Source organism: Streptomyces changchenzhani, from assembly GCF_039766235.1.
Lineage (GTDB): Bacteria > Actinomycetota > Actinomycetes > Streptomycetales > Streptomycetaceae > Streptomyces.
Genome location: NZ_JBDHNH010000010.1, coordinates 177,147 through 202,317, shown reverse-complemented (window position 1 = coordinate 202,317; position 25,171 = coordinate 177,147). Strand labels below are relative to the sequence as shown.

At 67.6% G+C, this 25,171-nt stretch carries 25 protein-coding genes, 1 tRNA gene and 5 pseudogenes; 19 read left to right on the top strand and 12 right to left on the bottom strand.

What is annotated here, in order from left to right; genetic code table 11:
• Positions 1 to 112 precede the first annotated feature (112 nt).
• The 3 genes from sucC (at position 113) to ABCR94_RS29405 (ending at position 4,034) form a co-directional block, all read left to right on the top strand.
• Positions 113 to 1,261 carry an ADP-forming succinate--CoA ligase subunit beta gene (sucC, locus tag ABCR94_RS29415; RefSeq protein ID WP_347123392.1) on the top strand — a complete coding sequence of 383 codons (1,149 nt, stop codon included), beginning with the start codon at positions 113 to 115 and terminating at the stop codon, positions 1,259 to 1,261.
• A 48-nt stretch (positions 1,262 to 1,309) separates the two neighbouring features.
• Positions 1,310 to 2,194 carry a succinate--CoA ligase subunit alpha gene (sucD, locus tag ABCR94_RS29410; RefSeq protein ID WP_347123390.1) on the top strand — a complete coding sequence of 295 codons (885 nt, stop codon included), beginning with the start codon at positions 1,310 to 1,312 and terminating at the stop codon, positions 2,192 to 2,194.
• A 286-nt stretch (positions 2,195 to 2,480) separates the two neighbouring features.
• Positions 2,481 to 4,034: an aldehyde dehydrogenase family protein gene (locus ABCR94_RS29405; RefSeq protein ID WP_347123388.1), complete on the top strand. Its 1,554-nt coding sequence runs from the start codon at positions 2,481 to 2,483 to the stop codon at positions 4,032 to 4,034.
• A gap of 21 nt (positions 4,035 to 4,055) precedes the next feature.
• On the opposite strand, the gene ABCR94_RS29400 is transcribed toward ABCR94_RS29405, so the two are convergent.
• Entirely contained in the window at positions 4,056 to 5,393 is a 1,338-nt protein-coding gene (locus ABCR94_RS29400) for a DUF2254 domain-containing protein (protein ID WP_347123387.1), read from the bottom strand.
• Between the two features lie 155 nt (positions 5,394 to 5,548).
• Here ABCR94_RS29400 and ABCR94_RS29395 point away from each other — a divergent pair, with 155 nt between their 5' ends.
• A complete protein-coding gene (locus tag ABCR94_RS29395; protein WP_347123385.1) occupies positions 5,549 to 6,013 on the top strand; it encodes a hypothetical protein in 465 nt (154 codons plus the stop codon).
• Positions 6,014 to 6,110: 97 nt separating this feature from the next.
• Positions 6,111 to 6,195: transfer RNA gene (locus tag ABCR94_RS29390), tRNA-Leu, on the top strand.
• Here ABCR94_RS29390 and ABCR94_RS29385 read toward each other — a convergent pair.
• Entirely contained in the window at positions 6,160 to 7,632 is a 1,473-nt protein-coding gene (locus ABCR94_RS29385; protein WP_347123383.1) for a recombinase family protein, read from the bottom strand. The two genes, ABCR94_RS29390 and ABCR94_RS29385, sit on opposite strands and share 36 nt — an antisense overlap.
• Here ABCR94_RS29385 and ABCR94_RS29380 point away from each other — a divergent pair.
• From ABCR94_RS29380 to ABCR94_RS29360, 5 genes and pseudogenes are all read left to right on the top strand, one after another.
• Positions 7,552 to 8,418 (top strand): tyrosine-type recombinase/integrase, encoded by an 867-nt coding sequence (locus ABCR94_RS29380; RefSeq protein ID WP_347123382.1) that lies wholly within the window; start codon positions 7,552 to 7,554, stop codon positions 8,416 to 8,418. The two genes, ABCR94_RS29385 and ABCR94_RS29380, sit on opposite strands and share 81 nt — an antisense overlap.
• A gap of 110 nt (positions 8,419 to 8,528) precedes the next feature.
• A complete protein-coding gene (locus ABCR94_RS29375) occupies positions 8,529 to 9,092 on the top strand; it encodes a group II intron maturase-specific domain-containing protein (protein ID WP_347123381.1) in 564 nt (187 codons plus the stop codon).
• 128 nt (positions 9,093 to 9,220) lie between these two features.
• Positions 9,221 to 9,370: pseudogene (locus ABCR94_RS29370) on the top strand (IS5 family transposase); the annotation flags it as partial.
• A gap of 127 nt (positions 9,371 to 9,497) precedes the next feature.
• Positions 9,498 to 9,875, top strand: a complete 378-nt coding sequence (locus ABCR94_RS29365; RefSeq protein WP_347123380.1) for a hypothetical protein — start codon at positions 9,498 to 9,500, stop codon at positions 9,873 to 9,875.
• Positions 9,876 to 10,087: 212 nt separating this feature from the next.
• Positions 10,088 to 10,293: pseudogene (locus tag ABCR94_RS29360) on the top strand (hypothetical protein); the annotation flags it as partial.
• A 24-nt stretch (positions 10,294 to 10,317) separates the two neighbouring features.
• Here the strand turns inward: ABCR94_RS29360 and ABCR94_RS29355 are convergent.
• From ABCR94_RS29355 to ABCR94_RS29345, 3 genes and pseudogenes are all read right to left on the bottom strand, one after another.
• Positions 10,318 to 10,500: pseudogene (locus tag ABCR94_RS29355) on the bottom strand (transposase); the annotation flags it as partial.
• 148 nt (positions 10,501 to 10,648) lie between these two features.
• Entirely contained in the window at positions 10,649 to 10,987 is a 339-nt protein-coding gene (locus ABCR94_RS29350) for a PRC-barrel domain-containing protein (RefSeq protein ID WP_347123610.1), read from the bottom strand.
• 54 nt (positions 10,988 to 11,041) lie between these two features.
• Entirely contained in the window at positions 11,042 to 11,317 is a 276-nt protein-coding gene (locus ABCR94_RS29345) for an isoamylase early set domain-containing protein (protein WP_347123379.1), read from the bottom strand.
• A 312-nt stretch (positions 11,318 to 11,629) separates the two neighbouring features.
• On the opposite strand from ABCR94_RS29345, the gene ABCR94_RS29340 reads away from it, so the two are divergent.
• The 3 genes from ABCR94_RS29340 (at position 11,630) to ABCR94_RS29330 (ending at position 12,809) form a co-directional block, all read left to right on the top strand.
• Positions 11,630 to 11,803: a hypothetical protein gene (locus tag ABCR94_RS29340; RefSeq protein WP_347123377.1), complete on the top strand. Its 174-nt coding sequence runs from the start codon at positions 11,630 to 11,632 to the stop codon at positions 11,801 to 11,803.
• 327 nt (positions 11,804 to 12,130) lie between these two features.
• Complete coding sequence (locus tag ABCR94_RS29335; protein ID WP_347123375.1) at positions 12,131 to 12,334, top strand: cold-shock protein; 204 nt, start codon at positions 12,131 to 12,133, stop codon at positions 12,332 to 12,334.
• A gap of 274 nt (positions 12,335 to 12,608) precedes the next feature.
• Positions 12,609 to 12,809: a hypothetical protein gene (locus tag ABCR94_RS29330; RefSeq protein WP_347123374.1), complete on the top strand. Its 201-nt coding sequence runs from the start codon at positions 12,609 to 12,611 to the stop codon at positions 12,807 to 12,809.
• Between the two features lie 621 nt (positions 12,810 to 13,430).
• Here the strand turns inward: ABCR94_RS29330 and ABCR94_RS29325 are convergent.
• A complete protein-coding gene (locus ABCR94_RS29325) occupies positions 13,431 to 13,643 on the bottom strand; it encodes a hypothetical protein (protein WP_347123373.1) in 213 nt (70 codons plus the stop codon).
• A gap of 187 nt (positions 13,644 to 13,830) precedes the next feature.
• On the opposite strand from ABCR94_RS29325, the gene ABCR94_RS29320 reads away from it, so the two are divergent.
• Positions 13,831 to 14,412 carry a transposase family protein gene (locus tag ABCR94_RS29320; protein ID WP_347119468.1) on the top strand — a complete coding sequence of 194 codons (582 nt, stop codon included), beginning with the start codon at positions 13,831 to 13,833 and terminating at the stop codon, positions 14,410 to 14,412.
• A 33-nt stretch (positions 14,413 to 14,445) separates the two neighbouring features.
• Here ABCR94_RS29320 and ltrA read toward each other — a convergent pair whose 3' ends face one another.
• Positions 14,446 to 15,711 (bottom strand): group II intron reverse transcriptase/maturase, encoded by a 1,266-nt coding sequence (gene ltrA / locus ABCR94_RS29315; protein WP_347117696.1) that lies wholly within the window; start codon positions 15,709 to 15,711, stop codon positions 14,446 to 14,448.
• Positions 15,712 to 16,230: 519 nt separating this feature from the next.
• On the opposite strand from ltrA, the pseudogene ABCR94_RS29310 reads away from it, so the two are divergent.
• Positions 16,231 to 16,947 (top strand): annotated as a pseudogene (locus ABCR94_RS29310) (ISAs1 family transposase); the annotation flags it as partial.
• Positions 16,948 to 17,486: 539 nt separating this feature from the next.
• Here ABCR94_RS29310 and ABCR94_RS29305 read toward each other — a convergent pair.
• A pseudogene (locus ABCR94_RS29305) lies at positions 17,487 to 18,191 on the bottom strand (ATP-binding protein); the annotation flags it as partial.
• 112 nt (positions 18,192 to 18,303) lie between these two features.
• Between ABCR94_RS29305 and ABCR94_RS29300 the strand changes: the two are divergent.
• The gene (locus ABCR94_RS29300) at positions 18,304 to 18,822 is read left to right on the top strand and encodes a zinc ribbon domain-containing protein (RefSeq protein WP_347117077.1); all 519 of its coding nucleotides are present in this window, start codon (positions 18,304 to 18,306) and stop codon (positions 18,820 to 18,822) included.
• On the opposite strand, the gene ABCR94_RS29295 is transcribed toward ABCR94_RS29300, so the two are convergent.
• The 4 genes from ABCR94_RS29295 to ABCR94_RS29280 all read right to left on the bottom strand — a co-directional run bounded on the left by ABCR94_RS29295 (position 18,785) and on the right by ABCR94_RS29280 (position 22,864).
• Complete coding sequence (locus tag ABCR94_RS29295; protein WP_347117076.1) at positions 18,785 to 19,570, bottom strand: IS5 family transposase; 786 nt, start codon at positions 19,568 to 19,570, stop codon at positions 18,785 to 18,787. The two genes, ABCR94_RS29300 and ABCR94_RS29295, sit on opposite strands and share 38 nt — an antisense overlap.
• 408 nt (positions 19,571 to 19,978) lie before the next feature.
• On the bottom strand, positions 19,979 to 21,454 hold the full coding sequence (istA, locus tag ABCR94_RS29290; protein WP_521976416.1) for an IS21 family transposase: 1,476 nt from the start codon (positions 21,452 to 21,454) through the stop codon (positions 19,979 to 19,981).
• 876 nt (positions 21,455 to 22,330) lie between these two features.
• Positions 22,331 to 22,552, bottom strand: coding sequence for a cold-shock protein (locus ABCR94_RS29285; RefSeq protein WP_347123370.1), 222 nt, complete (start codon positions 22,550 to 22,552; stop codon positions 22,331 to 22,333).
• 117 nt (positions 22,553 to 22,669) lie between these two features.
• On the bottom strand, positions 22,670 to 22,864 hold the full coding sequence (locus ABCR94_RS29280; protein ID WP_347123368.1) for a hypothetical protein: 195 nt from the start codon (positions 22,862 to 22,864) through the stop codon (positions 22,670 to 22,672).
• Positions 22,865 to 23,924: 1,060 nt separating this feature from the next.
• Here ABCR94_RS29280 and ABCR94_RS29275 point away from each other — a divergent pair.
• The 3 genes from ABCR94_RS29275 to ABCR94_RS29265 all read left to right on the top strand — a co-directional run bounded on the left by ABCR94_RS29275 (position 23,925) and on the right by ABCR94_RS29265 (position 25,130).
• The gene (locus ABCR94_RS29275) at positions 23,925 to 24,134 is read left to right on the top strand and encodes a helix-turn-helix domain-containing protein (RefSeq protein WP_347123366.1); all 210 of its coding nucleotides are present in this window, start codon (positions 23,925 to 23,927) and stop codon (positions 24,132 to 24,134) included.
• A 223-nt stretch (positions 24,135 to 24,357) separates the two neighbouring features.
• Complete coding sequence (locus tag ABCR94_RS29270; RefSeq protein ID WP_347123364.1) at positions 24,358 to 24,540, top strand: hypothetical protein; 183 nt, start codon at positions 24,358 to 24,360, stop codon at positions 24,538 to 24,540.
• Positions 24,541 to 24,653: 113 nt separating this feature from the next.
• A complete protein-coding gene (locus ABCR94_RS29265) occupies positions 24,654 to 25,130 on the top strand; it encodes an Asp23/Gls24 family envelope stress response protein (protein WP_521978076.1) in 477 nt (158 codons plus the stop codon).
• The last annotated feature ends 41 nt before the right edge of the window (positions 25,131 to 25,171 follow it).

The window sequence follows — 25,171 nt, the reverse complement described above, 5'->3', positions numbered from 1 at the left end:
TTATCCCGCATTCAGTGGGGTGGTGTCCAGGGGGCGTGCGGAAGTCTTTTCGGCCGGAGGGCCGGGAACGCCCCCGGGGGAGCCCGGTCCGACTGAGGATTGAGGAGCCGGTATGGACTTGTACGAGCACCAGGCAAGGGAACTCTTCGCGCGCTACGGCGTATTGGTGCCGGAGGCCGAGGTGGTGGCCGCTCCGCGCGACGCACGCGCGGCGGCGGAGCGCCTTGGTGGCCGCGTTGTCGTCAAGGCTCAGGTGAAGACCGGAGGCCGCGGCAAGGCGGGCGGTGTGAAGATCGCCGCCGACTCGGCGGCAGCCGAACTGACCGCTCGCCAGATCCTCGGCATGGACATCAAGGGCCACACGGTCCGCAGTGTCATGCTGGCCCAACCCGTCGCTATTGAGGCCGAGTTCTACGTCTCATACGTTTTCGACCGTGCCGCCGGCCGCTTCCTCGCCATCGCGTCCGCCGAGGGCGGCATGGACATCGAGGAGGTCGCGGCGCACCGCCCCGACGCGGTGGCCCGCATCTCCATCGACCCCGCGGAGGGCGTCACCCCAGCGAAGGCCGCGGAGATCGCCGAGGCGGCGAAGCTCCCGCCGGAGGTGGCCCCCGTACTCCAGCGGCTCTGGCAGGTACTGACCCGGGAGGACGCCCTGCTCGTGGAGGTCAATCCGCTGGTACGTACCACCGAAGGACGTATCGTCGCCCTCGACGGCAAGGTGACTCTTGACGACAACGCGCGCTTCCGCCAAGCGCGTTGGGGAGCCGAAGCGGCGGACCCGCATGCGGACCCCCTCGAAGCGGCGGCCGCGGCCAAAGGCCTCAACTACGTCAAGCTCGACGGCGAGGTCGGCGTCATCGGCAACGGTGCGGGCCTGGTCATGTCCACCCTCGATGTCGTCGCCGGCTGCGGCGCGCGCCCCGCGAACTTCCTCGACATCGGGGGAGGGGCCTCCGCCAAGGTGATGGCCGACGGGCTGTCCGTCATCCTCTCCGACCCGGCGGTGAAGTCCGTCTTCGTCAATGTCTTCGGCGGCATCACCGCCTGCGACGCGGTGGCCGACGGCATCGTCCAGGCCCTGGAATCGGTCCAGTTGACGCGGCCTCTGGTCGTGCGCCTCGACGGGAACGCTGCCGCTCGGGGCCGGGCGATCCTCAACGACCGGGCGCACCCGCTGATCCAGCAGGCCACCGCGATGGACAGCGCGGCCGACCGGGCGGCGCAACTCGCGCACGCGGGGCAGCGGACTGCGAGCTAACGGTCTGTCGGATATCGGTCTGTTGGACCACGAGCCAAGGAGAGAGTCATGGCCATCTTCCTGACCAAGGAGAGCAAGGTCCTCGTCCAGGGCATGACCGGCGCGGAAGGCATGAAGCACACCCGCCGCATGCTCGGCGCGGGCACCCAGATCGTGGGCGGCGTCAACCCGCGCAAGGCGGGCCGGATCGTCGACTTCGACGACCGGACGGTCCCGGTCTTCGCGAGCGTGGCCGAGGGCATGGCCGCCACCGGGGCCGACGTCACGGTCGTCTTCGTCCCACCGCCGTTCGCCGGGGCCGCGGTCACCGAGGCCGCCGACGCGGGCATCGCCCTGGCCGTCGTCATCACCGAGGGCATCCCCGTCCATGACGCGGTCGCGTTCCAGGCGTACGCGAAAGAACGCTCCACCCGCATCATCGGCCCCAACTGCCCGGGGCTGATCAGCCCCGGGCAGTCCAACGCGGGCATCATCCCCGCCGACATCGCCACGAAGCCGGGCCGCATCGGGCTCGTATCGAAATCGGGCACACTCACCTACCAACTGATGTACGAGCTACGGGAGATCGGCTTCTCCACGGCGGTCGGAATCGGCGGCGACCCGGTAGTCGGCACCACTCACATCGACTGCCTGGCCGCGTTCGAGGAGGACCCCGACACCGAACTCATCCTGCTGATCGGCGAGATCGGCGGCGACGCGGAGGAGCGCGCGGCGGCGTACATTGCCGCCCACGTCACGAAGCCGGTCGTCGGCTACATAGCGGGCTTCACTGCTCCCGAGGGCCGGACGATGGGACACGCGGGAGCGATCGTCTCAGGCTCCACGGGCACGGCGAGGGCGAAACAGGAGGCGTTGGAGGCGGCCGGTGTACGCGTCGGAGCGACCCCCTCGGAGACGGCCCGCATCGCGTCACGTGACGTCACTCATAGTTAGCGCCGGACCGGTGCGAATCGGCTGCATCGTCGCTACCGTCCAGTAGGAACGCACGTCTGCGGGACGGCCCACGCCGGGGCCCGGTACGACGGCCCGCATCCGGGCCCTACGCGAAGGTCCCCGCACCCAGGGCCCCGCACCCAGGGCCCCGCACCGCAGCCCGCACCCAGGGCCCCGCACCCCGGGCCCCCACCCAAGCCATGTACGCGCACCGCACCTCGCACCCCCCCCCACCCGAGCCATGCAAGCACCCCCGCCCCCGGCCCCCTTCGAGCGGAGACCCTCAATGGCGCCCACTCTCACACCCACCCGCACCCTCAAGCCCGGCACCGCCTGGTCCGACGCGTGGCAGCGCTGCCTCGCCGTGGCCCCCGAGGCCTTCCGGGACGACCGCGTACTCAACCTCTGGGCATCCGCCTGGCAGCCCGACGGCCGCGTCCTGTCCGCCACCAGCCCGGTCGACGGCAGCCCCATCGCCGGCCCGCCGCGCCTCGACGCGGCCACCGCGGGGCAGGCCGTCAGGGCCTCCCTGGACCAGCACCGCGCCTGGCGGCACGTCCCGTTGCCCGAGCGCCGTGCCCGCGTCGCCGCCACCCTCGACGCCCTCACCGAGCACCGCGAACTGCTCGCCCTGCTTCTGGTCTGGGAGATAGGCAAGCCCTGGCGCCTCGCCCAGGCCGACGTCGACCGTGCGATCGACGGCGTGCGCTGGTACGTGGACGGCATCGGGCCGATGGTCGACGGCCGGACGCCCCTCGAAGGCCCGGTCTCCAACATCGCCAGCTGGAACTACCCGATGTCCGTCCTGGTCCACGCCATGCTCGTGCAGGCACTGGCCGGCAACGCGGTCATTGCCAAGGCCCCGACCGACGGCGGCGTCGCCTGCCTCACCCTGGCCTCGGCGCTCGCCGCCCGCGAGGGCATCCCCATCACGCTCGTCAGCGGGAGCGGCAGCGAGCTGTCCTCGGCCCTCGTCCGCTCCCCGGAGATCGGCTGCGTCTCTTTCGTCGGCGGCCGGGACACGGGCGCCCGCATCGCCACGGCCGTCGCCGACCTCGGCAAGCGCCACATCCTCGAACAGGAGGGCCTGAACACCTGGGGCATCTGGAACTACTCGGACTGGCCCACCCTCACCTCCCTCATCCCCAAGCTCTTCGACTACGGCAAGCAGCGCTGCACCGCCTACCCGCGCTTCGTCGTCCAGCGCACGCTCTTCGACGAGTTCCTGGCGGCGTACCTCCCGGCCGTACGCTCCATCCGCACCGGCCACCCGCTCGCCGTCGAGCACCCCGAAGACCCGCTCCCCAGCCTGGACTTCGGCCCGCTCATCAACGCAACGAAGGCCAAGGAACTCGCCGACCAGGTCGCCGAGGCCATCGACCGCGGCGCCGTCCCACTGCACCGGGGCTCACTCGCGGACGCCCGGTTCCTGCCCGGCCAGGACACCAGCGCCTACCTGCAGCCCGTGACTCTCCTCAACCCGCCACCGTCCTCACCCCTGCACCACGCGGAGCCCTTCGGCCCGGTGGACACGATCGTCCTGGTCGACACGGAGGCCGAACTGCTCGCCGCGATGAACGCCTCCAACGGGGCATTGGTGGCCACCCTTTCCACCGACGACCCGCTGACCTACGAACGCCTGGCCCCCCAGGTCCGCGCCTTCAAGGTCGGCCACGGAAAGCCCCGCTCACGCGGCGACCGCGACGAACTCTTCGGCGGCTTCGGAGCGTCCTGGCGCGGCGCGTTCGTGGGCGGCGAACTGCTCGTACGGTCGGTCACTCAGGGCCCGTCCGGCGAGAGGCCCCCCGGCAACTTCCCCGACTACCAGTCGATGCCGTAAACCCATAGCCCGCAAGGGACTTCAGCCGATTCCCTGACGATCACTCAGGAGCGCGAACTCCCTGTCCGCCGCCTCCGGTACCGTACGCTCCACAGCCTGGACCAGGAGTTCACGGTGCCGGAGCAGCGGCCTGCGCCGGTCCACCGGATCGACCGGCGCGAGATGCAGCAGATCCTCGATGCCGGCCATCATGCGCCGCGACACCTGCGGATTGCCCGGCGCACACCCGCGGATCTCGGTCAGCCCCAGATCCACCAGGTCCACCCAGCCGGGAACGTCCTGCACCAGCCGCACTTCACCCTGCCGGTCCCGATGGTGCAGCGCGCCCAGCGGCAGATCCACCGAGGCCGCCAGGAACTGGATGATCCGGTCCAGTGCCTGCACGGCGGTCGTCGGGTCGTGCACTGCGGGCGACAACGCCCGCAGCGCGATGTCGGCGAGCTGCCGCAGCCCGAACCCGAGATCCTGGTGGAAGGTCCGCTCCACCCCGACGGACACGGTGTACCGCAGGGCGCTGCGCGGCGGCGCCTGCCCACCGTGCACGGCGAGCACCGGCGTCCCCGGCACCACGAAGTCCCCGATCCGCGGAATCAGCCGCAACACCACCCCGCGCCGCCGGGCCGCCCGTACGAGCCGCGCGATATTCACGTCCCGCAGCACACCGGCGCGCCCGTCATGGGCGATCTGCCCGGTCTCCGGCCCCAACTCGGCCTCCTCCGCGAACTTCCGCTCCTGCCGGGACAGCACCCAGAAGGACTCGTGCGTGATGTGGTCGATGACGTGGCTGACGCGCATCAGCCGCAGCGTCGAGTTCACATACGCGATGAACAACAGCAGGCTGAGCCCCACCATCGCCATCGTCAGCAGGCTCTGCACCAACGGCACGGACACGACCAGCCGGGGGTCGGTCTCGCTCTCGTACTCGGCCATCACCAGCAGCGACAGCACAAAGGTCGCCAGGAACACCGCGAAGGTGAGCTTGGTGATCCGGCTCCTCACGAAGATCCGCACCACACGCGGGCTGAACTGTCCGCTCGCCATCTGCACGGCGACGAGCGAGATGCTGAACACGACACCGATGAAGGTCATCATGGCCGAGCTCACGGTCGTGATGATCGTCTTGGCGTCCTCGGTGATGCCGACCAGCTCACCGACCTCGTCGTACGCCCCGTCCTCCTGCAGCGCCGAGATGAGCGCGGCATCCAGCGAGGACGCCGCCCACCACAGCAGCGCCACAGTGACGAGCCCCGCGGTCGGCGCGAACCAGAACGTGTCCCGCAGATGCTCACGCAGCGGCGACAGGGCCCGCGGCCTTCGGTAGCGGGGGCGGCCGAATCCGTATCCGTATCCGTGGCTCATCCGGCGAACGCTAGGTCGGCCCCGCCCCCTAAGGGCCCCACGACCCTCCGTGCCCCCGAGGTCGTACACACAACGGTCCCGCGGGCTGACCCGGACGGCCGAAAACGCGCCCGACGATGGAAGCACCCCGGACCACCGCACTCCCAGGAGCACCCATGTCCACCAAGACCATCGTCCTCACCACGGTCGGCGCCGCAGTCGCACTCGGCTTCATCGGCGTGGTCGCCGCGCCCGCCGCCTTCGACTGGTACGACGGCCGCCACGAGGAGGCCTCGTCCTACGTCACCGGAGCCACCGCCAAGGAGGACCGCGCTTCGGTCCCGCGCTGGCTGCCCGACGAGGCGAAGGACGTCTCGTACGTGATGACGACAACGGGCGGCGACCGCCTCCTGAAGGCCACGCTCCCCGCCACCGAGCCCCCGCCCATCTGCAAGCCCGTCAAGCCTGCGACCACCCCCGGCAAGCCGGCCCTGAAAGCCACCTGGTTCCCGAAGGACACGTCGGCCAGGGCCGCATACCACTGCGACCTCTACTACGCGTACACGGAAGGGCACACGCTGTACGCATGGCAGCAGAACGACGACTGGATCGCTTCGAACAAGGCCGCCACGGGCAACTGACCACAAGCCACTGACCACGGGATACTCGGGTGAAACCGACCCCGAACCCCTGGTATTGTTTCCTATGTCGCCACGGGAAACCGCGGCCGACCACCTGGTCCGAGTGGCGGAATGGCAGACGCGCTAGCTTGAGGTGCTAGTGCCCTTTATCGGGCGTGGGGGTTCAAGTCCCCCCTCGGACACGCGATTACGCACATAGTAGGCGCGGGTTGTGACTCTACGGTCACAGCCCGCGTTTTTGCGTTGTAGACGAGTTGGATGCCGAAATCGGCGTAGAGGGCCGCTTTCCTTTCGGGCTCGGCGGCCTGGAGACGGTCGCTCATGTCGCCGAGAGCCTTGATCATGTCGTGGATCTGGGGCTCGGTGAGGACGTCCCGGGTAGCACGGCCGGCGGCGGCCAGTTGCTGACGGGCGGCGGCTTGTTCGGCCTGGGCCTGGTTGATCCACGTGGACACGAGGGCCGGGTCGGCCCCGGCGTCGAGTGCGGCCCGGTACTGGCTGATGCGACGCTCGCAGGCGGTGACGGTGCTGCGAGCGGGTTCCTGGTGGGCGGCCGGGGCTTCGGTTTCCGGTGGCTGTTGAGCCTGGTGGAGGTCGCGGAGGGTCTGGCCGAGCCGGCCGGGGGCGAAGATGCGGGCGATCCAGGCATCGAGCAGTGGCAGCACGGAGTCCTGTCGGACGTAGACGGTCAGTGGGTGGTCGAGGGTGGCGCTTTTCGCGTACTCGGCCGGGTAGCGACACCGGTAGTGAGGGTGGCCATTGTTGTAGTTGCCCTGCATTTTGCGGCGGCAGATCCCGCAGCGGAGCAGGCCGCGCAGTGGGTAGGGGCGGTCGGTGGTGCGGGGGCTGCGTTCGCGAGTGGCGAGGGTGGTGTTGCGGGTGGCTCTCTGGGCCTGGGCCTTGGTGAAGGTCTCTGGGCTGATCAGCGCGGTGTGCACGGGGTGGAGGGACCAGACCCACTTGTCGAGGGGGTTCCAGGTGAGTTTGGTGCGGTGGCCGAGGGTGACGTCGTTGATGTCGAGGAGGACTTCTTCCTTGCGCTGCTTGTTCCAGACCTGATGGCCCGTGTAGCGGGGGTTGGCCAGGATGGCGCGCACCGCGCCCTTGGACCAGGCGTGGCCGGCGCGGTGGGAGTTGCGGGCACGGTCGTGGGCGGAGGGGCAGGGGATCGCGTCGCGGGTGAGGCCCTCGGCGATGGCGTAGTGGCCCTTGCCGCGCAGGTACTCGGTGAAGATCCGGGTCACGACGGGGGCGGTCTCGGGGTCGGGTTCGAGGGCGTGGAGACGTTTGCCGTCGGCGGCTTTTGCGGGGTGGGGGTGCGGGCCCGCGTCGGCGATGCGGTAGCCGTACGGGGGTCGGCCGCCCAGGAAGCGGCCCTCGATCTTGGCCTGGGAGGCCATGGCGGTACGGACGCGGATCTTGATGCGGTTGCGTTCGCCCTTGCTCATGCCGCCGAAGACGGACATGACGAGGTCGTGGGCCTCGTTCTCCGGGTCGATCGCCCCGCCGATCTCGGGCACCCACAGGGGTACGCCGAAGTGGACGAAGAGCGGGAAGGTGTTGCCGAACTGGGTGCCGTAGAAGGTGCGCTGCGGTCCATCGGAGCATTCCTCCAGCACCTGGAAACCGTCCGCGGCAACACCACCGCGACCCGCAACGCCCGCCTGGCCGCGATCCGTTCGTTCTACCGCTACGCGGCCCTGCGGGCCCCCGAGCACGCGGCAGTGATCCAGCGCGTCCTGGCGATCCCGCCCAAACGCTTCGACCGGGCCATCGTCAACTACCTGACCACCGCGGAAACCGACGCCCTGGTCGCCGCCCCGGACCGCACCACCTGGACCGGACGCCGTGACCACGCCCTGCTGCTGACCGGCGTTCACACCGGACTACGGGTCAGCGAACTGACCCGCCTCACCCTCCAGGACGTCCACCTGAGCACCGGCCCTCACCTGCGCTGCCACGGCAAGGGCCGCAAAGACCGGTGCACCCCGCTGACCACCAGCACCGTCAAAGTACTCAAGATCTGGCTGCGAGAACGAGGCGGCGAGCGCGACGATCCGCTGTTCCCGACCCGCCGCGGCACCCCGCTCAGCCGGGACGCCGTCGAACGACTCGTCACCAAGCACACCCGGACCGCCGCAGACACCTGTCCGTCACTGGCCAGCAAACACGTCACTCCGCACACTCTGAGGCACAGCACCGCGATGGCGCTTCTCCACTCAGGAGTCGACATCTCAGTCATCGCACTCTGGCTCGGTCACGAATCAACCGAAACCACTCAGATCTATCTGCACGCCGACATGAGCATCAAGGAACGCGCACTCGCCCGCACAGCTCCCAACGGGAGCCCACCCGGGCGCTACACCGCCCCGGACACCTTGCTGGCATTCCTCGGGACGCTCTGAGCGACGGGCAAAGATTATGCCGACTGCTTTGGTCCGGGTGTCCACTCCATCGGGCTCCCACCATGACGGTCGGCATAACCCGGCATGCGGCATAAGCGGACGATTTCGTCGTGCTGGTCAGGGGCGACCGTCACCACGTCGAGGCGCTGAGAACGGAGATCGGCGAGGCTCTCGCCCCGCTCGGACTGCGCTTGTCGCAGTCCAAGACGCGCGTGGTGCACATGGCCGACGGGTTCGACTTCCTCGGCTTCCACATCAAGTGGATGCGCAAACGAGGAACGGACAAGTGCTACGTCTACACGTTCATCGCGGACAAGCCGGTCCGCGAACTGAAGCGGAAGATCAGGGCACTGACCCACCGGAGGTCACAGGTCCCGTTCGCCGCCGTACTGTCGAGGATCAACCAGATCCTGCGCGGCTGGGCCAACTACTTCAAGCACGCCGTCGCCAAGCACACGCTGAACGCCCTGCGTTCGTTTGTGTGGTGGCGCGTGGTCAACATGATCACCTATCGGCGGCGCATGACGTGGACGGCCCTGCGCCGACAGTTCAAAGGCCCTCAGGGCTGGCGGCAGATCGCCTTGGACGGAGTCGAGTTGTTCAACATCGCCGCGGTGGCGGTCACCCGCTACCGCTGGCGCGGACTGAGCATCCCGACGCCGTGGACCGCATAAGGTCATCGACCCAGCGGCAGTCACCCGTGGAGAGCCGGATGCGGTGAGAGTCGCACGTCCGGTTCGGTGAGCGGTCCGGGGAAACGGAGCCGGGGAGACCTGGCCGCCGCGCCCCGGGCCGACTCTCCAGTTTCGGCTGGATCATGATGCACCGCCGTCTCGCCCGGGACTACGAGACCAAACCTGAGCACTCCGAGAGCATGATCCGACTCGCGATGATCTCCAATCTCGCAAACCGAGCAACCGGCGAAACACCCACAACTTGGCATAATCCATGAACTATCGCGTCTTCGGCCGGAACGTCTTCTTAGGAGCATCTGGGTGATGTGGACACTGTGGTGGAACTGTCCTGGTCCGTGAGGTCTCTTGGGTGGCATCAGCAACGCACCTACTTGGGAGGTTCGTGTGGATTCCTGGCAGCACTCTCCGTCCGCGACGACAGTCGCGCACTTCGTTGTCGACCCGTACCGCTTCCCCGGTGCGGGCGCATTCGACGCCGCGGGATCCTGTTCCACCGCCTGTGGCGGACTCGGCGGTGGTGACTGGCCTGCGCCTTGGCCGGCCTCCGATGCTGGGCCGGCCGGCCTGTCGGCTCCGGACCCGCGTGAGCGCTTGGAGACGTTGCTGCCCCCGGTGGACCGGCGCCGCCTGGACCTGAACGTGGCCTTGACCGCGGCGGGTATCGCCCCGGCGCCCGGTGACCGTCAGGCCATCGAGGCTCTGTCCCTTCTCGACGACGCGACCCACGTCGCCCTTCGGCGGTGGCTCACCGCTACCCACTGAGCCCGGCGAAGGGAACGAGCCACGGCGGGCCTGATGGCGCGAAGGGGCAGGAGCTTGCGGGCCCCTATGTAGTTCGTCAAGGAAATCGGGCTGTGTCGGAGTGGTTCTCCGGGGAGCATGGCGGGGTGTCGGATCTGTTGTGGGATGACGTCAGGAGCTCTTTCGACCTTGAGCGGGTGCTGTCAACTTGGGTGTGGGGTTTTCGGTTCGGCATGACCGTCGGGTTGGTCGCCGTCGGGGAAGGGCTGCTCGTGGACGCGCCGTCGTACAAGGGTTTCCGGTACCCGGCGGAGGTCATCAGCCATGCGGTGTGGCTGTATCGCCGGTTCCCGCTGAGTTTCCGCGAGGTCGAGGAGATGCTGCTGGAGCGAGGGATCGTGGTGTCGTAGAGACGATCCGACAGTGGTGCGCGAGATTTCAGGCGGTCCACCATCACCGACGGCAAACGGTCCGCCCGGTCGCTCACGGCGAGCCGGTCACGGAACTCGCTCAGCACCGAATGATCGAAGCCGATGTCGGACAACTCGCCGGCCAGACAGCACTTCCAGTCGATGCGGCATCGGACCGCCTGCGCGGCCTGCCGATCCGTCAGGTTCTCCTCGTACTGCAGCACCGACACCATCGCCGGCCCCCGCCGGGTCCGGCTCCACCGATCGATCTGGCGTAGCGCTGTCCGGAGACATGACGGGGCCCTGGGATCTGCCATGAGATCCCAGGGCCCCCGTTCGATTGCGTTTGATTCAGTAGTTGTGGGGAGCTGCGCTGGGGTGGGCTCAGATGTGGTTTCGGCCGTAGTACTGGCCGATCTGGTCGCGGTAGGTGTTGTCGCCGCGATGCTGGTCCTTGTCGTATTCGGGCGCGTCCTTGATCTGGTCTTTGGTGCGGCTGACGTGGATCTTCTCTTCGTTCATGTCGATGCGCGCGATGGTTCCGGCGGGCAGCAGGACGTGCTTGCCGAAGATCCACGGGCCGGTGTCGACGACGATGTGGGAGGAGCCGACTTCCTCGGTGGCCTCGTCGACTTTGCCGATGTGCCCGTCGGTGGCTTCGACTTTGAAGCCGGTCAGGCTGCTGCCGGGCGTGTACTGGGACGCGGGCGGGTAGCTCCACATGTCAGTCACAGGGGTTGTCTCCTTCTGGGGCGGGTGGCCGTTTTGATCGGCAGGTCAGGTGTGCAGGAGGCTGTTGCGGCCGTCGTGGCCGTCGGCTCCCTCTTCATCGAGCCAGTGGCCGCCGGACGCGAGGTAACGGAAGCCGTGGCGCTCGTTCACCGGCAAGGTGACCGTGACTGCCCGGGTCCCGTCGGGGCGTTCGGCCATCGGGTGGGTGCAGGGCCGCCAGTCGTTGAAGTCGCCGACCACGCTGACCTCACCTGCCGGATGGCCGGCGGGCAGGACGAACGTGACCTCAGTGCGGTTCTTGCGCCGGGTGCGCTCCAGCATGGAACGTCAGCTCCTCACATCAGGGGGCAAGTGGCTTCGCGATCCCTGCCCGCTACGCGGCGCGGGCAGCACGGGACTACGCCACCCGCCACATCTGTCACCCAGACGGCCTCACGCTCGGACGACGGGCCCATCGAGGCCCGACATGCACAGCGAGCACGCGCAGAGTCCTGTACGACCCCGAGGGACGCATCGAAGCCGAGCTCCCGCTCGACCGCGCTCCGTACGAGTGCCACCTATGGAAGAGAAGGAGGTTCTCAGCCGTGAAGCATCCGCGTTCGCGCTCTCGGGCCAGGGACGGGAAGAGCGGGTGTGAACACCATGACGTGCATCCGGCCATGGGTGCTGATCGCGTTCACGGGAGAACCGGTTGCTGACCGTCGCACGATCGGGGGCGCGGCCCCTGGTGCCCTCGATACGGCCAGTGCCGCCCCCAGCTTCCTGCGCGCCAGCGAGGAGGCCCGGCTGGTACGGGAGCAGCGCTGACCAGGGCAGTTGATATCGAGGCGCCTAAGGACCAGTTCGAGGAAGCGCAGCGGCAACGCCGGATTCCGTCGCGCAGCCGAACCGGTGAGGTGAGCGTGCGCCCGGGCCTTGGCGGGCGCCGCGGCGTCCGGGTGGTGATGCGCGGTTGTTTCGTGTGGTGACGGGGTGTGATGAGGTGTAGCGTTTGCGTTAGTCGTCGTGGTTCGGAGTTCTCCCTTTGCCCATGCCTTCGGTGTGGGTGTTTTGCTGTGCTGTGCCGCAGGGACCAGGGCGATCACCTCCGTCTTCCGTTTGGGGGAGGCGTTCATCGGCTGGAAGGGCATGAGGATGGCTACGGGAAGTGTGAAGTGGTTCAACGCGGAGAAGGGCTTCGGGTTCATCGCGCAGGACGGTGGCGGCCCGGACGTCTTCGCGCACTACTCGGCGATCAATTCCTCGGGCTTCCGTGAGCTGCAGGAGGGCCAGGCCGTGACGTTCGACGTCACGCAGGGCCAGAAGGGCCCGCAGGCGGAGAACATCACCCCGGCCTGACCTTCATAGTCCTGCCCAGGCCGCGCCCACCGCGCTCGGCGAGGTCCCCGCTCCCTGCAGCCGGTGCTGTTCGGCTGGTTCACCCGAACGGCGGGGACCCGCCTTCGTGCAGGGGTCGTTGACAGGATCTGCGGTGCACAGGATCAGGGCTGCGCAGCAACGGGCTGCGCGGCCCTGCTCTGTTGACGTGTGATCGCTGGTGGCCCGGGTGACAGAACAATCACGGGTTGCTCGGTGGTCGTTGCCGGGGAGCGGTGGGCTCATTGGAGCCCTCGTGGACGCTGCGGACGACGGAGCGCCGGTGGTCTTCGCCCGGCTGCCAGGTGCGTACTGGCTGGACCGCGAGAGCGATGACTGCCCGTGGTGCTGCGCGCTCCTGGCGGGCGGAGACCAGGAGGTGGCCGTACCGGCAGGCAGGGGTGCCCGCGCGGCCCGCGATGCCGTGTCGGCTTTCACCCAGCGGGCAGGGCAGTGATGCTGCCGGTCGCGGTGACCACCGTGGTGTCCGCGCTGCTCACAGGCGTGCTCACCTGATCGCTCGCGGTGGCAATCTTCCCCTATGGGCGTTGCGGGTAGGTCATTGCGTAGCTCTTCCGCTGTCGGCGGCGGAAGAGCACAGAGCGCGCCTGGGCCCGACATGCGCATGGCCAGCCGGATGGGGCCGCCAGCGGCAGAAGCACACCTCACAGCACCACCGTGAAGCCGAGTCCACATTACAAAATGCGACGATCTGCTTTGCGCTCACATCGACGGGCCGCACAGGTACTGTGCGGCCCCTCGACGGTGTCCTCGGGGGGCCACCACCCGAGGTGGTAGAGGGCCCCCAGGCGCAGGCCAGGTCGGCGTTCGCGCGTCTCGTGACGCCGCGCGGCCTCCCCCGTTCGGAGCTTCAGGAGGCCCCGGTTCCCGCGGTGTTCGGGGCTGGCCGGAGACCACGGTGGGCAGGTCCGCGCGGACCTGCCCACCACCAGGACCGTTAGCCGACGTCCGGTGCTCCCGTTATTCCACCCGTCCTCACGGAGCGGCTCGCCCTGGTTGCTTTCGTTGTGGGCCGGGGCCGTCTGCGGCAGCGGGGGAGGGTCTGCGGCGAGAGTGGTCAGACGCAGATGCTGCCGGCGCAGATGTTGAGGTTGACGGGCAGGACGGTGATGCCGAACTTCTGAAGGTAGGTGGTGATGGTGGTGTTCTCCAGGTTCAGCAGCTGGACGGTGACCGGGAGGTTGACGCTGTTGTCGGCGACGTTCGCCAGCGCGACCTGAAGGTCGTTGAGCTGGGTGCCGGAGAGGACGTTGATGTCACCGACGTTCACGGTGGTGCCGTTGAGGACGTTGTTGACAGTGATCAGGCCAGGGCTGATGCGTTCTCAGCTGGCGAGATGAGCTGATCGCCTGTGTACGTGGCGGTTCGGGTGGTTGGCCCGGTTGGGGAACGAGAAACGCGACCCCCGATGATCAAGGTCCTTGAAGCCTTTGATCATGAACAGGGGTCGCGTTCGCGTGCCATCCTCCCTGATCGGTGTCCTGCATCGCCACCGCAAGGACGCCGGCCTGCCCTGCCCACTGCCTGACGGTCCTGAACTCTCCTCGCTGGCCGACGTCTTGGACCGGCTGCCCGATCCCCGGCGTGTTCGCGGCCGCCGCTACCAGTTGGGCGCACTGCTCGGGTTGTGTCTGCTGGCGGTCCTGGGTGGCGCCACCACGCTGGCCGGCATCGCACGGTTCGCCATCGACAGTCCTTGCGAGGTCCGGGCACGGCTCGGACTGACCCGTCTCCCGCGCGCCACGACGCTTGGCCGTCTGCTGGCCCGGATCGACGGCGACGCGCTCGATGATGCCGTCGGTGCCTGGCTGGAACGCTTCTCACGCGACCCCGTCGAGAACGCCGGCCCGGAGCTGGCCGGGCTGGCGGTCGACGGCAAGGCAGTGCGGGGCAGTCGCGACGGGACCCAGTCGGCCGTTCATCTGCTCGCCGCCGTCCTGCACGAGGGCCAGGCGGCCATCGCCCAGCGACAGATCGCCGCCAAGAGTCGAGTAGCCGGGGGGAGTTTCACCCCCCGGCTCTCGCAGAACCGTGCGTAAAGATCTCTCTTTACACGGCTCTTGCCGTTCTGATCACCAGGCTGAGGACGCTGCGGTGGTCACCTTCCAGTGCGCGAACATACGGGGGTATCGCTGGGCGATGTCCCGCATCTTCGAAAGGGCCTTGCGCAGCGCCGCGAGCCGCTTGTACTTCTTGCGGATCCATCGCACCAGGTAGGCGTTGATGCGCTGTAGGAGGGGGGTCAGGGCCGATTGGTAGAAGCGGCCGTAGTAGTTGACCCAACCCGCCACGATCGGGTTGATCCGTCGGGCGAGTTCCACGAAGGAGAGATCGGACCGTCGGTGAAGACGCCAGCTGCGCACTTCCCCGCTGATCCGTTTCAAGGCGTCCTTGCTGATTGCAGGCTCGAAGGACAGGAAACGCCTGCCCCACTTGTCCTGCGACTTGCGCGCGCGGAACGTGTACCCGAGGAAGGTGAACTCCATGTGCTCATAGGAGCCCTGGCGTTGCCCGTCCCGGCAGTAGACGATCCTGGTCTTGTCGGGGTGCAGTTGCAGCCCGACCTTCTCCATCCTGTCCGTGAGCGCGGCCAGCACTTCGCGGGCCTGACGCTCAGTGACGCAGTGCACGACGGCGTCGTCTGCATACCGTTCGAACGTGACGGTGGGATGCTCCCGGGCCAGCCACATGTCGAACGCGTAGTGCATGAACAGGTTCGCGAGCACGGGCGAGACCGCTGATCCCTGTGGGGTTCCACGGTCCCGCTGTTGCAAGGTCCCGTCGGGCAGTTGAAGCGGCGCTTGGAGCCATCGCTTCACATATAAAATCACCCAGACGGCATCGGTGTGCGCTTCCACTGCCTTGACGATGAGGTCCCATCGGACGCTGTCGAAGAACTTCTGGATGTCAAGCTCGATCACCCAGTCCTTCTTCCAGCAGCGTCGTCGGCAGGACTCCACCGCATCCAGCGCCGAGCGCCCCGGCCGGTAGCCGTAGGAATCCTCATGAAAGACGGGCTCGGCCCGGTCCATGAGGTGCCTGGCGGCTACGGTCTGGGCAACTCTGTCGGCCACCGTGGGCACGCCCAAGATCCTTGAGCCGCCGCGGGGCGACGACTTGGGGATCTCCACCGCACGTACCGGCGGCGGGAAATACGTCCCGGACGACATACGATTCCAGATCTTGTACAGATTGTTCTTCAGATCCTTGTCGAAGTCCTCAAGGGACTGCCCATCCACACCGGGCGCACCCTTGTTCGCCTTAACTCCCTTGTATGCCTCCCAGACTTCCCGCTTCGAGATCTCAAACGGCTTGCCTGTTGACTTCAACGTGTCCATATAGTTCCTCCCGGAGAGCGTCCGGTTGTCTAGATACACAACGTCACGAATAGCCCGACCCCTTCGCTCCACCTCTATTACAGAGGCTTCATCACTACTACGAGCCGGTCCGCCGGCGCGCCTCGTATCGGTACTCGATCCCTCGCGGTTTCAGCCGCTTGGGACACTCCCTCTCGCCACCCCTACCAGGGCAGACAGTGCCGAGGAGCGCCTTCTCCTGTTCCGTACGGAAGCGGCAGATCAGGCTCACGTCGTCTTCATGCCGGACACCGCCTGGCCAATAAGCGGGCACCCGCCAGGCTCATCCCGGAACCCGTTGTACGTCCCGGTTCTGATGTCGTCTAAGAATCTTTCGACACTTCAGCAACGATTCACTTGCGTTCGTCTTCCTGATCCCCACCTGACGCCTCTTACGACGCCTTTTCCTCAATCGCTCACCACGACAGTCATTAGCTAGCGCAGCATGAGGCGGTTTGAAGCCTCCCCCGCAGGGCGGCTCCGAAGGGCCAAACACCTTCATCTCCCGTACAGCACTACTTCAAGGCAGCTTTCCTACAACCAGCTCCTCTACGTATTCAGGACACACGCAACGAAATCCCCGCGTTCGCCCCGCTGCTGGAACGGCTCGACCTGCGCCGTTACATCGTCACCGCCGATGCGATGCACACCCAGACCGGCCACGCGGAGCAGATCCGAGAGCGAGGCGGCCACTACATCCTGATCGTGAAGGGCAACCAGAAGAACCTCCGGCGCCAGATGCGCCGGCTGCCCTGGCGCGACATCCCGCTCCAGCACCGCGTCCGCGAGAACGGGCACGGACGCCGCGAGATCCGCCGGCTGAAGGTCTGCACCGTGAAGCCCGGACTGTTCTTCCCTCACGCTGTCCAGGGAATCGAGGTCAAACGCCGCCGCACCAGCCGCACCACCGGCAAGACCACGATCACAACGGTCTACGCCGTCACCAGCCTCGCTCCCGAGCAGGCCGACCCGGACAGGCTCGCCGAGCTCGTCCGCGGACACTGGCAGGTCGAGGCCCTGCACCACGTCAGGGACGTGACGTTTACCGAGGACGCCTCCCGCGTCCGTACCGGCACCGCACCACGCGCCATGGCCACCTTCCGCAACCTCGCCATCGGCCTCATCCGGCAGAAGGGAGGAGCGAACATCGCCGCCGCGACCGACCACTACCGGTCACGACCCGACCACGCACTCCAACTACTCGATCTCGAAATCTGAGAACGCATCAGCCCTGGTGATCAGGCCGGAGCAGTTGACCGTGTGATTGGGACCGCCGCCCTGGTTGGAACACGTGCAGTTGTGCGGGGACTGCGGCGAGACCGGTAGCGGCGGCGAGTCGCGCAAGCTTGGACATCGTCTTCCCCTCTGGATGTCTGCACAGCGGAAAGCCGGGGCAACAGGAGCCATCCGGATTTCGGCCTTGGATTTCGCTCCGCAATTCTTGGCCAGACACTTCTCCTTCCCAAGGTGCTATTCAGCTGGATAGCACTCTCGCTGACTGGACGAGTGCCGACGTCATGTTTTCCCCTGGTCATGTCCCACAAGAAGTTTCCGTCGCCCCTCGATCCGCAAAGTCGATTTTTCAGCCGCAGCAAGCGGCACTGTCCCCTCGGGGGTGAGGAATCTGCAGGTGAGGCCGCACGGCCGGTACGCTGTCAACGGTCATTGAGATGCCCAGGTAGGTGGCCGTTGGAGGCCCAGACTGGTGGCCATCAGAAACCCAGGCGTGTGGCCAGTGGTGTTCCTGGGGTGGGGGGTCAGTTCAAGGGGACCACTCCCTTCCCGGCGAGGGCCTCAGCGAGGCGATGTGAGTCGCCGGAGGTGGTCACGAGGTGAGCGTGATGCATGAGGCGATCGGTGCTCGCGCCCGCGAGAGTCTTCGGCATGATCGTGTCGAAGCCCGAGGGATGAATGTTGCTGGTCACCGCGATAGAACGGCGCTCATAGGCGGCATCGATGATCCGGTAGAACGCCTCGGCGGCGTCCTCGCCGACTGGAAGCAGGCCAATGTCATCAATGACAATCAAATCGGCCCGGCAGATCCGGGCGACGGTCCGTGCGGTGGACCCGTCGACCTTCGACTTGCCGATCGCGGTGCTCAGCGTCTCCAGGGTGAACCAGGACACCCGCATGTCCTTCTCGATCGCGGCCTGGGCCAGGCCCTCGGTGAAGTGGCTCTTGCCCGTCCCCGACGGGCCGGCGATCACCAAGTTCTCGGCGCGGCCGATCCATTCCAGGGTGGTGAGGGAATTCTGGGTGGGTTCGGGGATGGTGGAGTCCTCGGCCCGCCAGGAGCCCAGGGTCTTGCCGGTGGGGAAGTTCGCCGAGTGGCGCCGCAGGCGCCGGGTGGCCGCGTCGCGGCCGGTGACCTCCTCGGCTATCAGCAGCCGCAGCACCTCGGCAGGGTCCCAGCGTTGAGCTCGGGCGGTGGCCAGAACGTCCGGGGCCGCCTTGCGCATATAGAAGCTGTTGCTAAAAGGGTCTTGAGGGTTGCGTTTCCGCTGGTCAGGTATGAAGTGGGCTGAGCGCGGAAGGGTTCGGGCGTCATGATTGTCCGAGCGTGGAGGTGCGGGGATGCCGTCGGTGAAAGGGCTGTTCGAGGAGCGGGAACGTGCGGCGAGGCAGCGGGTGGAACTGCTGCGCGAGGAGGCCGAGCGGGTCCTGGCCGCGCTGCGGGAGGCCGAGACGTTCTGGGAACGGAAGGTCGTCGCGTTGGAAGAGCTCGATGACGCCTTGAGCGTGGACCACGGGTCCGTGGCGGTCGAGGTGGGAGGGGAGTCGCGGCCCGACCCGTCGGTGACGGTGTCGGGTTCGATGGTGCCGCAATGGCGGGCGGACCTGTCGGCCTCCGCGCTCCCGCCGGACTATCAGCGCATCATCGGTGTTCTGGTCGGCCGGGAGGCCGGCGGGGCGGATGGTGACCGGTCGATGATCTGCAGGGAGATCGCCGGTGGGCTGGGCCTGGAGTTGGTGCCGGCGAAGGTGGAGGGGGTGCGGTCGAAGGCGAAGAAGATGGTGGCCCGTGGATGGCTGACCGAGGTGCGGGCGGGACGGTTCACGCTCGCGGACGGCCAGCGAGGCGACGGCTCATGACCATGGTCATCGACCACAGGATCATCGCTTCGGCGCTGACGGTCGTGGTCTCGAAGTCGCGGGCCAGACGGCGCGAGCGCATCAGCCAGCCGAAAGACCGTTCCACCACCCAGCGGCGGGGAAGGATCTTGAAGCCCTTGGTGTCGTCACTGCGCTTGACGACCTCCAGCACGATGTTCAGCGCCTTCGCCGCACCGGCGAGGACAGGGCCGGTATAGCCGCCGTCGGCCCAGATGAGACGGAGCCGGTGAAATCTCTTGCTCAGGAAGGGCAGGAGGGCCTGGAACGCGTCACGGTCACCGATGTCAGCAGGGGCGACGTGGACGCTCAGCAGCAGACCCAGGACGTCGGTCACAATGTGCCGACGCCTCCCGTTGATCTTCTTGTTTCCGTCGTAACCCCGTGAGGCGGCCGGAACGTTGGCGGCGGCCTTCACCGACTGTGAGTCCACGATTCCCGCGCTCGGCTCCACGTTCCTGCCCGCCCGCGCCCTCACCTGCTCGCGCAGCCGGTCGTGGAACTCCGCGATCAACCCCTGCTCCCGCCACCGGCGGAAGAACGCGTACACCCGCTCCCAGCAGGGGAAGTCTGCGGGCATCGCCCGCCACTTGACACCGTTGTCGACGACGTAGCGCACCGCGTCGACCATCTGCCGGTGGCAATAAGACTCCGGCCGGCCCGCCTGCTTGCCCAGCCACGCCGGGACCGGCAGCAACGGGCGCACCCGCGCCCACTCCGCGTCCGTCATGTCCGTCGGGTACCGACGCTCACGGCCGGGCTGATCGGCCGCGTTTCCGTACACGTGCGCGAGACAGTCACACGACCGCGCCGAACCACTGGCCACCGGCCCCATCGATGCGGTGAACTGGAACAACAGGGCCTCCTGGAAACGGTGATCTCGACAACCACTCGCTTCCAAGAGGCCCTGCTTTCATGCCCCGCCCCATGAAGATCACCTATCCGGGATCGACGCGAGGAACATCAGATCGACCGCCAGGCCACATGATCGATTGAACTACGGCTTCTAGGGCAGACGCATGCGGCGCATGAGCTTGTCGAGTTCCTCGGGGATCGCGGGCGGGTTGGGAAAGCTCATGGGGGTGCCGTTCTCTTATGAGACGTTCGGTCAGGATTCGCTGGTGGGTGATGTGTTGGGTCAGCGGCCCAGGGCCTGCCAGCCACTGGTTCCGTTCTGGACGGAGTGGGCTTCGTCCGCGCGGACGACCTCTCCGGCGGGCTTGCTGTCGGCGATGTGTCCCAGGATCGAGAGCAAGTCGTCGTCGGCGAAGCGCCCGGCTGTGGCCGCCAGCCCCAGGGCCTGGTCGACTCTGTCGTTGCCCAGGACGGCGGCCAGCTCGACCGCGCGGGCCATCTTGGCGCGGATGCGGGTGGCGCCGGCGGGTCCGGCTTCCTTGAGCCAGCGCCCGGCTCCGGGGCCGATGCCCACGAACGCGATCTCCGCTTCCGAGCGGGGCCGCAGCCTCGGCTGGTGGATGCTGCGTCCGTCGGGATGGTCGGGGTAGTGCTCGTCGATGATCTGCGGAACACCCGGGGTGGAGAGCTCGTGGCGCCAAATCTCCGAGAGATCACCGGAGTTGGTGCGGGCGGTGATGGACAGTTCCTCGCCGACCACCCGGCACCACACCCTCGCGCCGGTATATCCCGGCGGGGTCGAGTAGCGCACCGAGTTGAAGCTGATAGTGCGGTCCGAGCCGACCAGCCGTTCCTCGCCCAGCGCGAGCGCGAGCGGCTCGATGGGCAGGACGTGCAGCGTGGTGCGTTCGACGTCCAGACGGTCCGCAGGTATCTGCCCAGTCGCCCGGTGGCGGCGCGAGTTCACCGCATCGCACCAGGTCAGGCAGGCATCGGCGAGCTCGGAGAAGGTGTCGTAAGCGGCCAGCAGGTTCGCATCTGTGGGCACCAGGTCGGCTTTCGCGATACGAACCGTCGCTTCCGCGCCGCCCTTCGATTCGGGGTCGTAGGGCACGCAACTGACCACTTGGCAGCCGTAATGCCGGCCCGCGGCGACCATCTGCGGATGACGTACCGGGATCCCGGCGATGTGCTCGACGGTCACCGTCTTCGCGTTGTCGGTCAGCACGTAGGTCGGCGCCCCGCCGATCCGCCTGAGCGTGGTGTCCAGGCAGGCCACCAGCGTGCCCAACGTGCAGTCCCAGACCGGGATCACGACCCGAAACCGCGACCAGGACAGCCACGCGCAGAACAACCAGGTCCGACGGCCGTCGATGCGCGGACCCTCGCCCCAGTCGAACTGGAGCCACCGGCCCGGCTCGGGAATCCACGGCCGGTACGTGCGGCGCTTGCCCGCCTTCCACGCGCTCTTCGCCGCGTTCACCGCCCGCCGCGTCGAGCGTTCGCTGCCCCGGTAGCCCATCTTCACGAGCTTCTCGTGCACCACATCGGCTCGGATCGTCGCCTTCGACTGCTCGACCCACTCCTCGACCTTCTCCCCGAACGCGTCGATCATCTTCGGCCGCGGCTCTCGCTCATAGGGATTGCGCCCGCCGTTGCGGGCCTCGACATACCTCTTGACCGTCTTCGGGTCGTGCCCCGTCAAGGTCGCCGCCGACCAGACCGTCCCGGTCAGGTCGTACGCCTCAAGGATTTCCATAATCTCCGTGTCAGACTTCGTCACAGGACCTCTCCGGCCGGTAGCTGATGCGTGCAAACACCAGCAAACGGGCGGAGGGGTCTCCTCCAGTTAAGGAAGTGATCAGGAACACCACTGGTCAGACGGCCATCCACCTGGACTTCCGGTGGCCATCAGCCTGGACTCGGCTGGCCGCACATCTGGACTTTGCCACGGCCGCCGTCATACGCGAAGGATGGACCGAAGTGCGCCATGCTTGACAGGTGAAGCACGTCCTGAATCCGCAAGGCACCCGTGCGGCGAAGACGGATGTTGACGGCGACAACTGTCCAATGGCGAACAGGAAAAGGCGTCGTATCTGAGGAACCCCCCACTTTTTGGCACGGCCGATAGGCGTTCCTGGCTGGGGCGGCTTGCGCATGGACAGGTCAGCCGGCGGCTGGCACTGCGGTTGCGAGATCCGTCGGGAGCGCCCGCCCCGGGCTGTGTACGTGGGCGACGGGTGTGGGCGGCCAGCCGGCTCACCGCTCAGCCGCAGCAGTCGCGCCGCGTCGTGGGCGGTGATCGTGCAGCGTCACCGCAACTACGGGAGGTGTGCGTGGGGCCGACCCGCTCGGGAGGTCTTCGCGCTTCCCTGCGCGGAAGCGAGCCGGCCCCGGCCCTGGACGACTACCCGGCGACCGGGTGTCGTGCACCCCTGCCCCTGCACCCATCGCGATCGCCCCCACTTGGGCGCTGCAGTCGCCGATCAAAGTCACCATGAGCTCCCACCAACGGCGCTGCCGCAGGTCTTCGCGGCATGCTGGCGGGGCGCGTTCTGCGGTGGGAGAGGAAGCGCCGAGCTTGGGGGGATGCCGGGTGGCGGTGCCGTGCCCGGGCCCGCCGCGGCGGCTTCCTCTACGCCAGTCCCGTATCGGGGAGCGCGACCCAATAGGCGTCGACGTGACGGACGTTGGCGGCCCGCCGCCCGCCGACGTCCTCCCAGATATCGAACTGCACCCTCTCGCCCCGGAACAGCTCGCGGCTGCCGTGGACAGTGCAGCGGTGTACGCACACCTCCCGGCCTGAGCCATCAGGTGTGATGACGCCGATGCCTTCTACGGGGTCATACCACTTCACGCCGCCAACAGGCATGCACCCGTTACCTTCCCTCGCACATCGCGGCGGACAGGGGAACCATAAGGGGACTGGGAGATTGCGCACCACTGCCCCAGCCTCTGCCGCTCCAGGACGTTGCTACTCGGGCGCTACGGCGTCGTGTATGAGGTATTCGAGGGTGGGGAGGTCGTTGAGGAATCCGCTCCCGTCGGGAGCGGTCAGCCACCGCAGGCGTGCGGTGGACCGAAGCGGCAGAGGGATGGTGATCCAGGACCCGGCGCCGGCGCAGCGGATTCCTGAGGCGATCCAGCGGGTGGTGGTACCCGGGGGCACGAAGAAGCCGGTCCGTCTGGTGCAGGCGTCGAGGAGAACCGGGCCCGGCCGCACGTGGCGGGCGCTTATCCCACTCAGCATTCCAAAGCCCAGGTGTTCGGGCGTGATCACCACGTCCCGTCGACGCCCGGCCGGGAGCAGAGTGACACCCCTCTCCTGACAGTTCCAGGCGCGCTTGCACGCTGCGGGATCAAGTGCCGCACTGGCAAGCCAATCCACTGCACCTGCGTTCTCCATCCGGACCGCCCCTGCCTGCCGGGCCGGTCGGAGCATGCTTGCACAGCGCCCCGACCAGCGGTCATCCACTATCTGCATACATGTTGTCACCCACTGCTACCGGCGCCGCAAGGGTTGTGCACCGAATGTTTGGGCCAGAACCACGGCCTGGGCGAGGCGTTCGAACCATCTGCTCACCAATGACGGGAACGCCCTTTCGGTGACCATCAGCCACGGCAGGGGCCGGCGGCGGGGGTTCTTCGTGAGCACGACCCGAAGGCGTACTGGATCCCGAGCAGCAATGCCAGGGGCTGCCGGTGAGTGAACCCTCCAAGCTGGCGCAGTCGCACGAAGGGCCACTCCGTGCGGCATCGCCCGTGTGGCGGCATGACGGAATCGAGGCAGGGTGCAGTGGGAGTCGTTCACCCGTGCAATGACCGGCGCTCACCTCCAGCTTGCGTGATTACCTCCGTTTCCTCACCCGCGTCAGGCCGGGCGTCACGGAAGGGGCGGTGGCCGGCGTCTGCAACTACCCCTCTGCTCTTCACCAGTACCACCGGATTGGTTGGGCATCCAGCCAGATGCGGGGGTACCCGGCCGTACGCATATGAACGGGGAGCGAGGCGCGGATCGAGGACTGACGGCATCCGAAGCCGGCATCCAGGAAGATGCTCCCGCCCAAGATCCCCTGATCGAAGCTCCATCCGGCCGACCCGCGCAGCACCCGGACGCTGAGTCGTCGGCTATCCGCCTCTCACCACACGGATCAGGCCGACCCTCTGCCGGATACGGGCCGGGTGCGCGATGGTCTCCCTCCATCGACGGCACGGGCGAAGGGGCGGACATGGGCGAGGGCAGGCGGATCACCGGCGCGGCGCGCGACAAGCTGGCCGCCCAACTCAAGGCGGGCTACGAAGCCGGGGCAACCATCCGAGCCCTCGCCGAAGCCAACGGGCGGTCCTACGGCTTCGTACACGCCCTCCTCCTCCAGGCCCGCGTCACCCTGCGCGGCCGGGGCGGAGCCACCCGCCGTCAGAAGGGAACGCCGGGGTGATCGGACCGTGAAGCGGCATGGCCTTGTCCTCGGCCGTCTTCACTCCTGAGCCTGGTGGCAGAAGAGCGGCCACGCTGAGTGCTCCGCTCCAGTGCACGCATCATGGCCCGGCCTGGCGCCTCACGGCCGGCACAGGCAAGCTGGTAGAGGGAGGGCACATCCCCTGCGCCGACCGGATGTGGCAAGAACCGCAGGCGTGGTGCCCCGAGAAGGTGATCGTGACATGAGACTCGTCGTTCTCCTGATCCTGGTGGCAGTCGTGCTGGGGATCGTTGGAGCGGCCGCCGAGGGGCTGGGCTATCTGCTGGCCATCGCCGTGCTGCTCTTCGTGGGCACCCTCTCTGCAGCCGCTGTGCGCCTGCCCTGGGGGCACGGGCGGGGGAAGCGGCGGCGCACGCTCCGGTGACCGCGTGCTCACCGACCGACCGCCAGAGCGATTCACACTGAGCAATGGGCAGGCATTGCTACACCATTGCGAGTGCTCCGAGAGCGCGAGCCCCGTTGAGGAGGTGGCTTCCGGTGACGGAGCCGACCAGTGCATCCGCAGGAAGGACCGAGCCCCGCGCAAGCAGCCCGCAGGTGGAGCGGACCGGACGAGGCGCTCCCCCCGGATCCCGGGGGAGGACGACGGTCGCGGACGGGGTGGTGGCAAAGATCGCGGGGATGGCGGCCAGGGACGTTGCGGGCATTCACGCCCTCGGAGGCGGGCTGACCAGGACCGTGGGCGCGGTACGCGACCGGGTTCCCGGCGGGCGCGCGAGCGTCACCCGCGGGGTCAAGGTGGAGGTCGGCGAGCGCCAGAGCGCCATCGATCTCGAGGTGGTCGTCGAGTACGGCATCGCCATCAGCGACGTCGCCGGCGATGTCCGCGAGAACGTCATCGAGGCGGTAGAACGCATGACGGGCCTGGAGGTGGTCGAGGTAAACATTTCCGTCAATGACCTTCACCTGCCGGACGAGGAAGACGAAGAAACCCCGGATACACGCCTCCAGTGACCGCACCGCCGACTGCGACAGCATCACCGCCGCACAGGCCA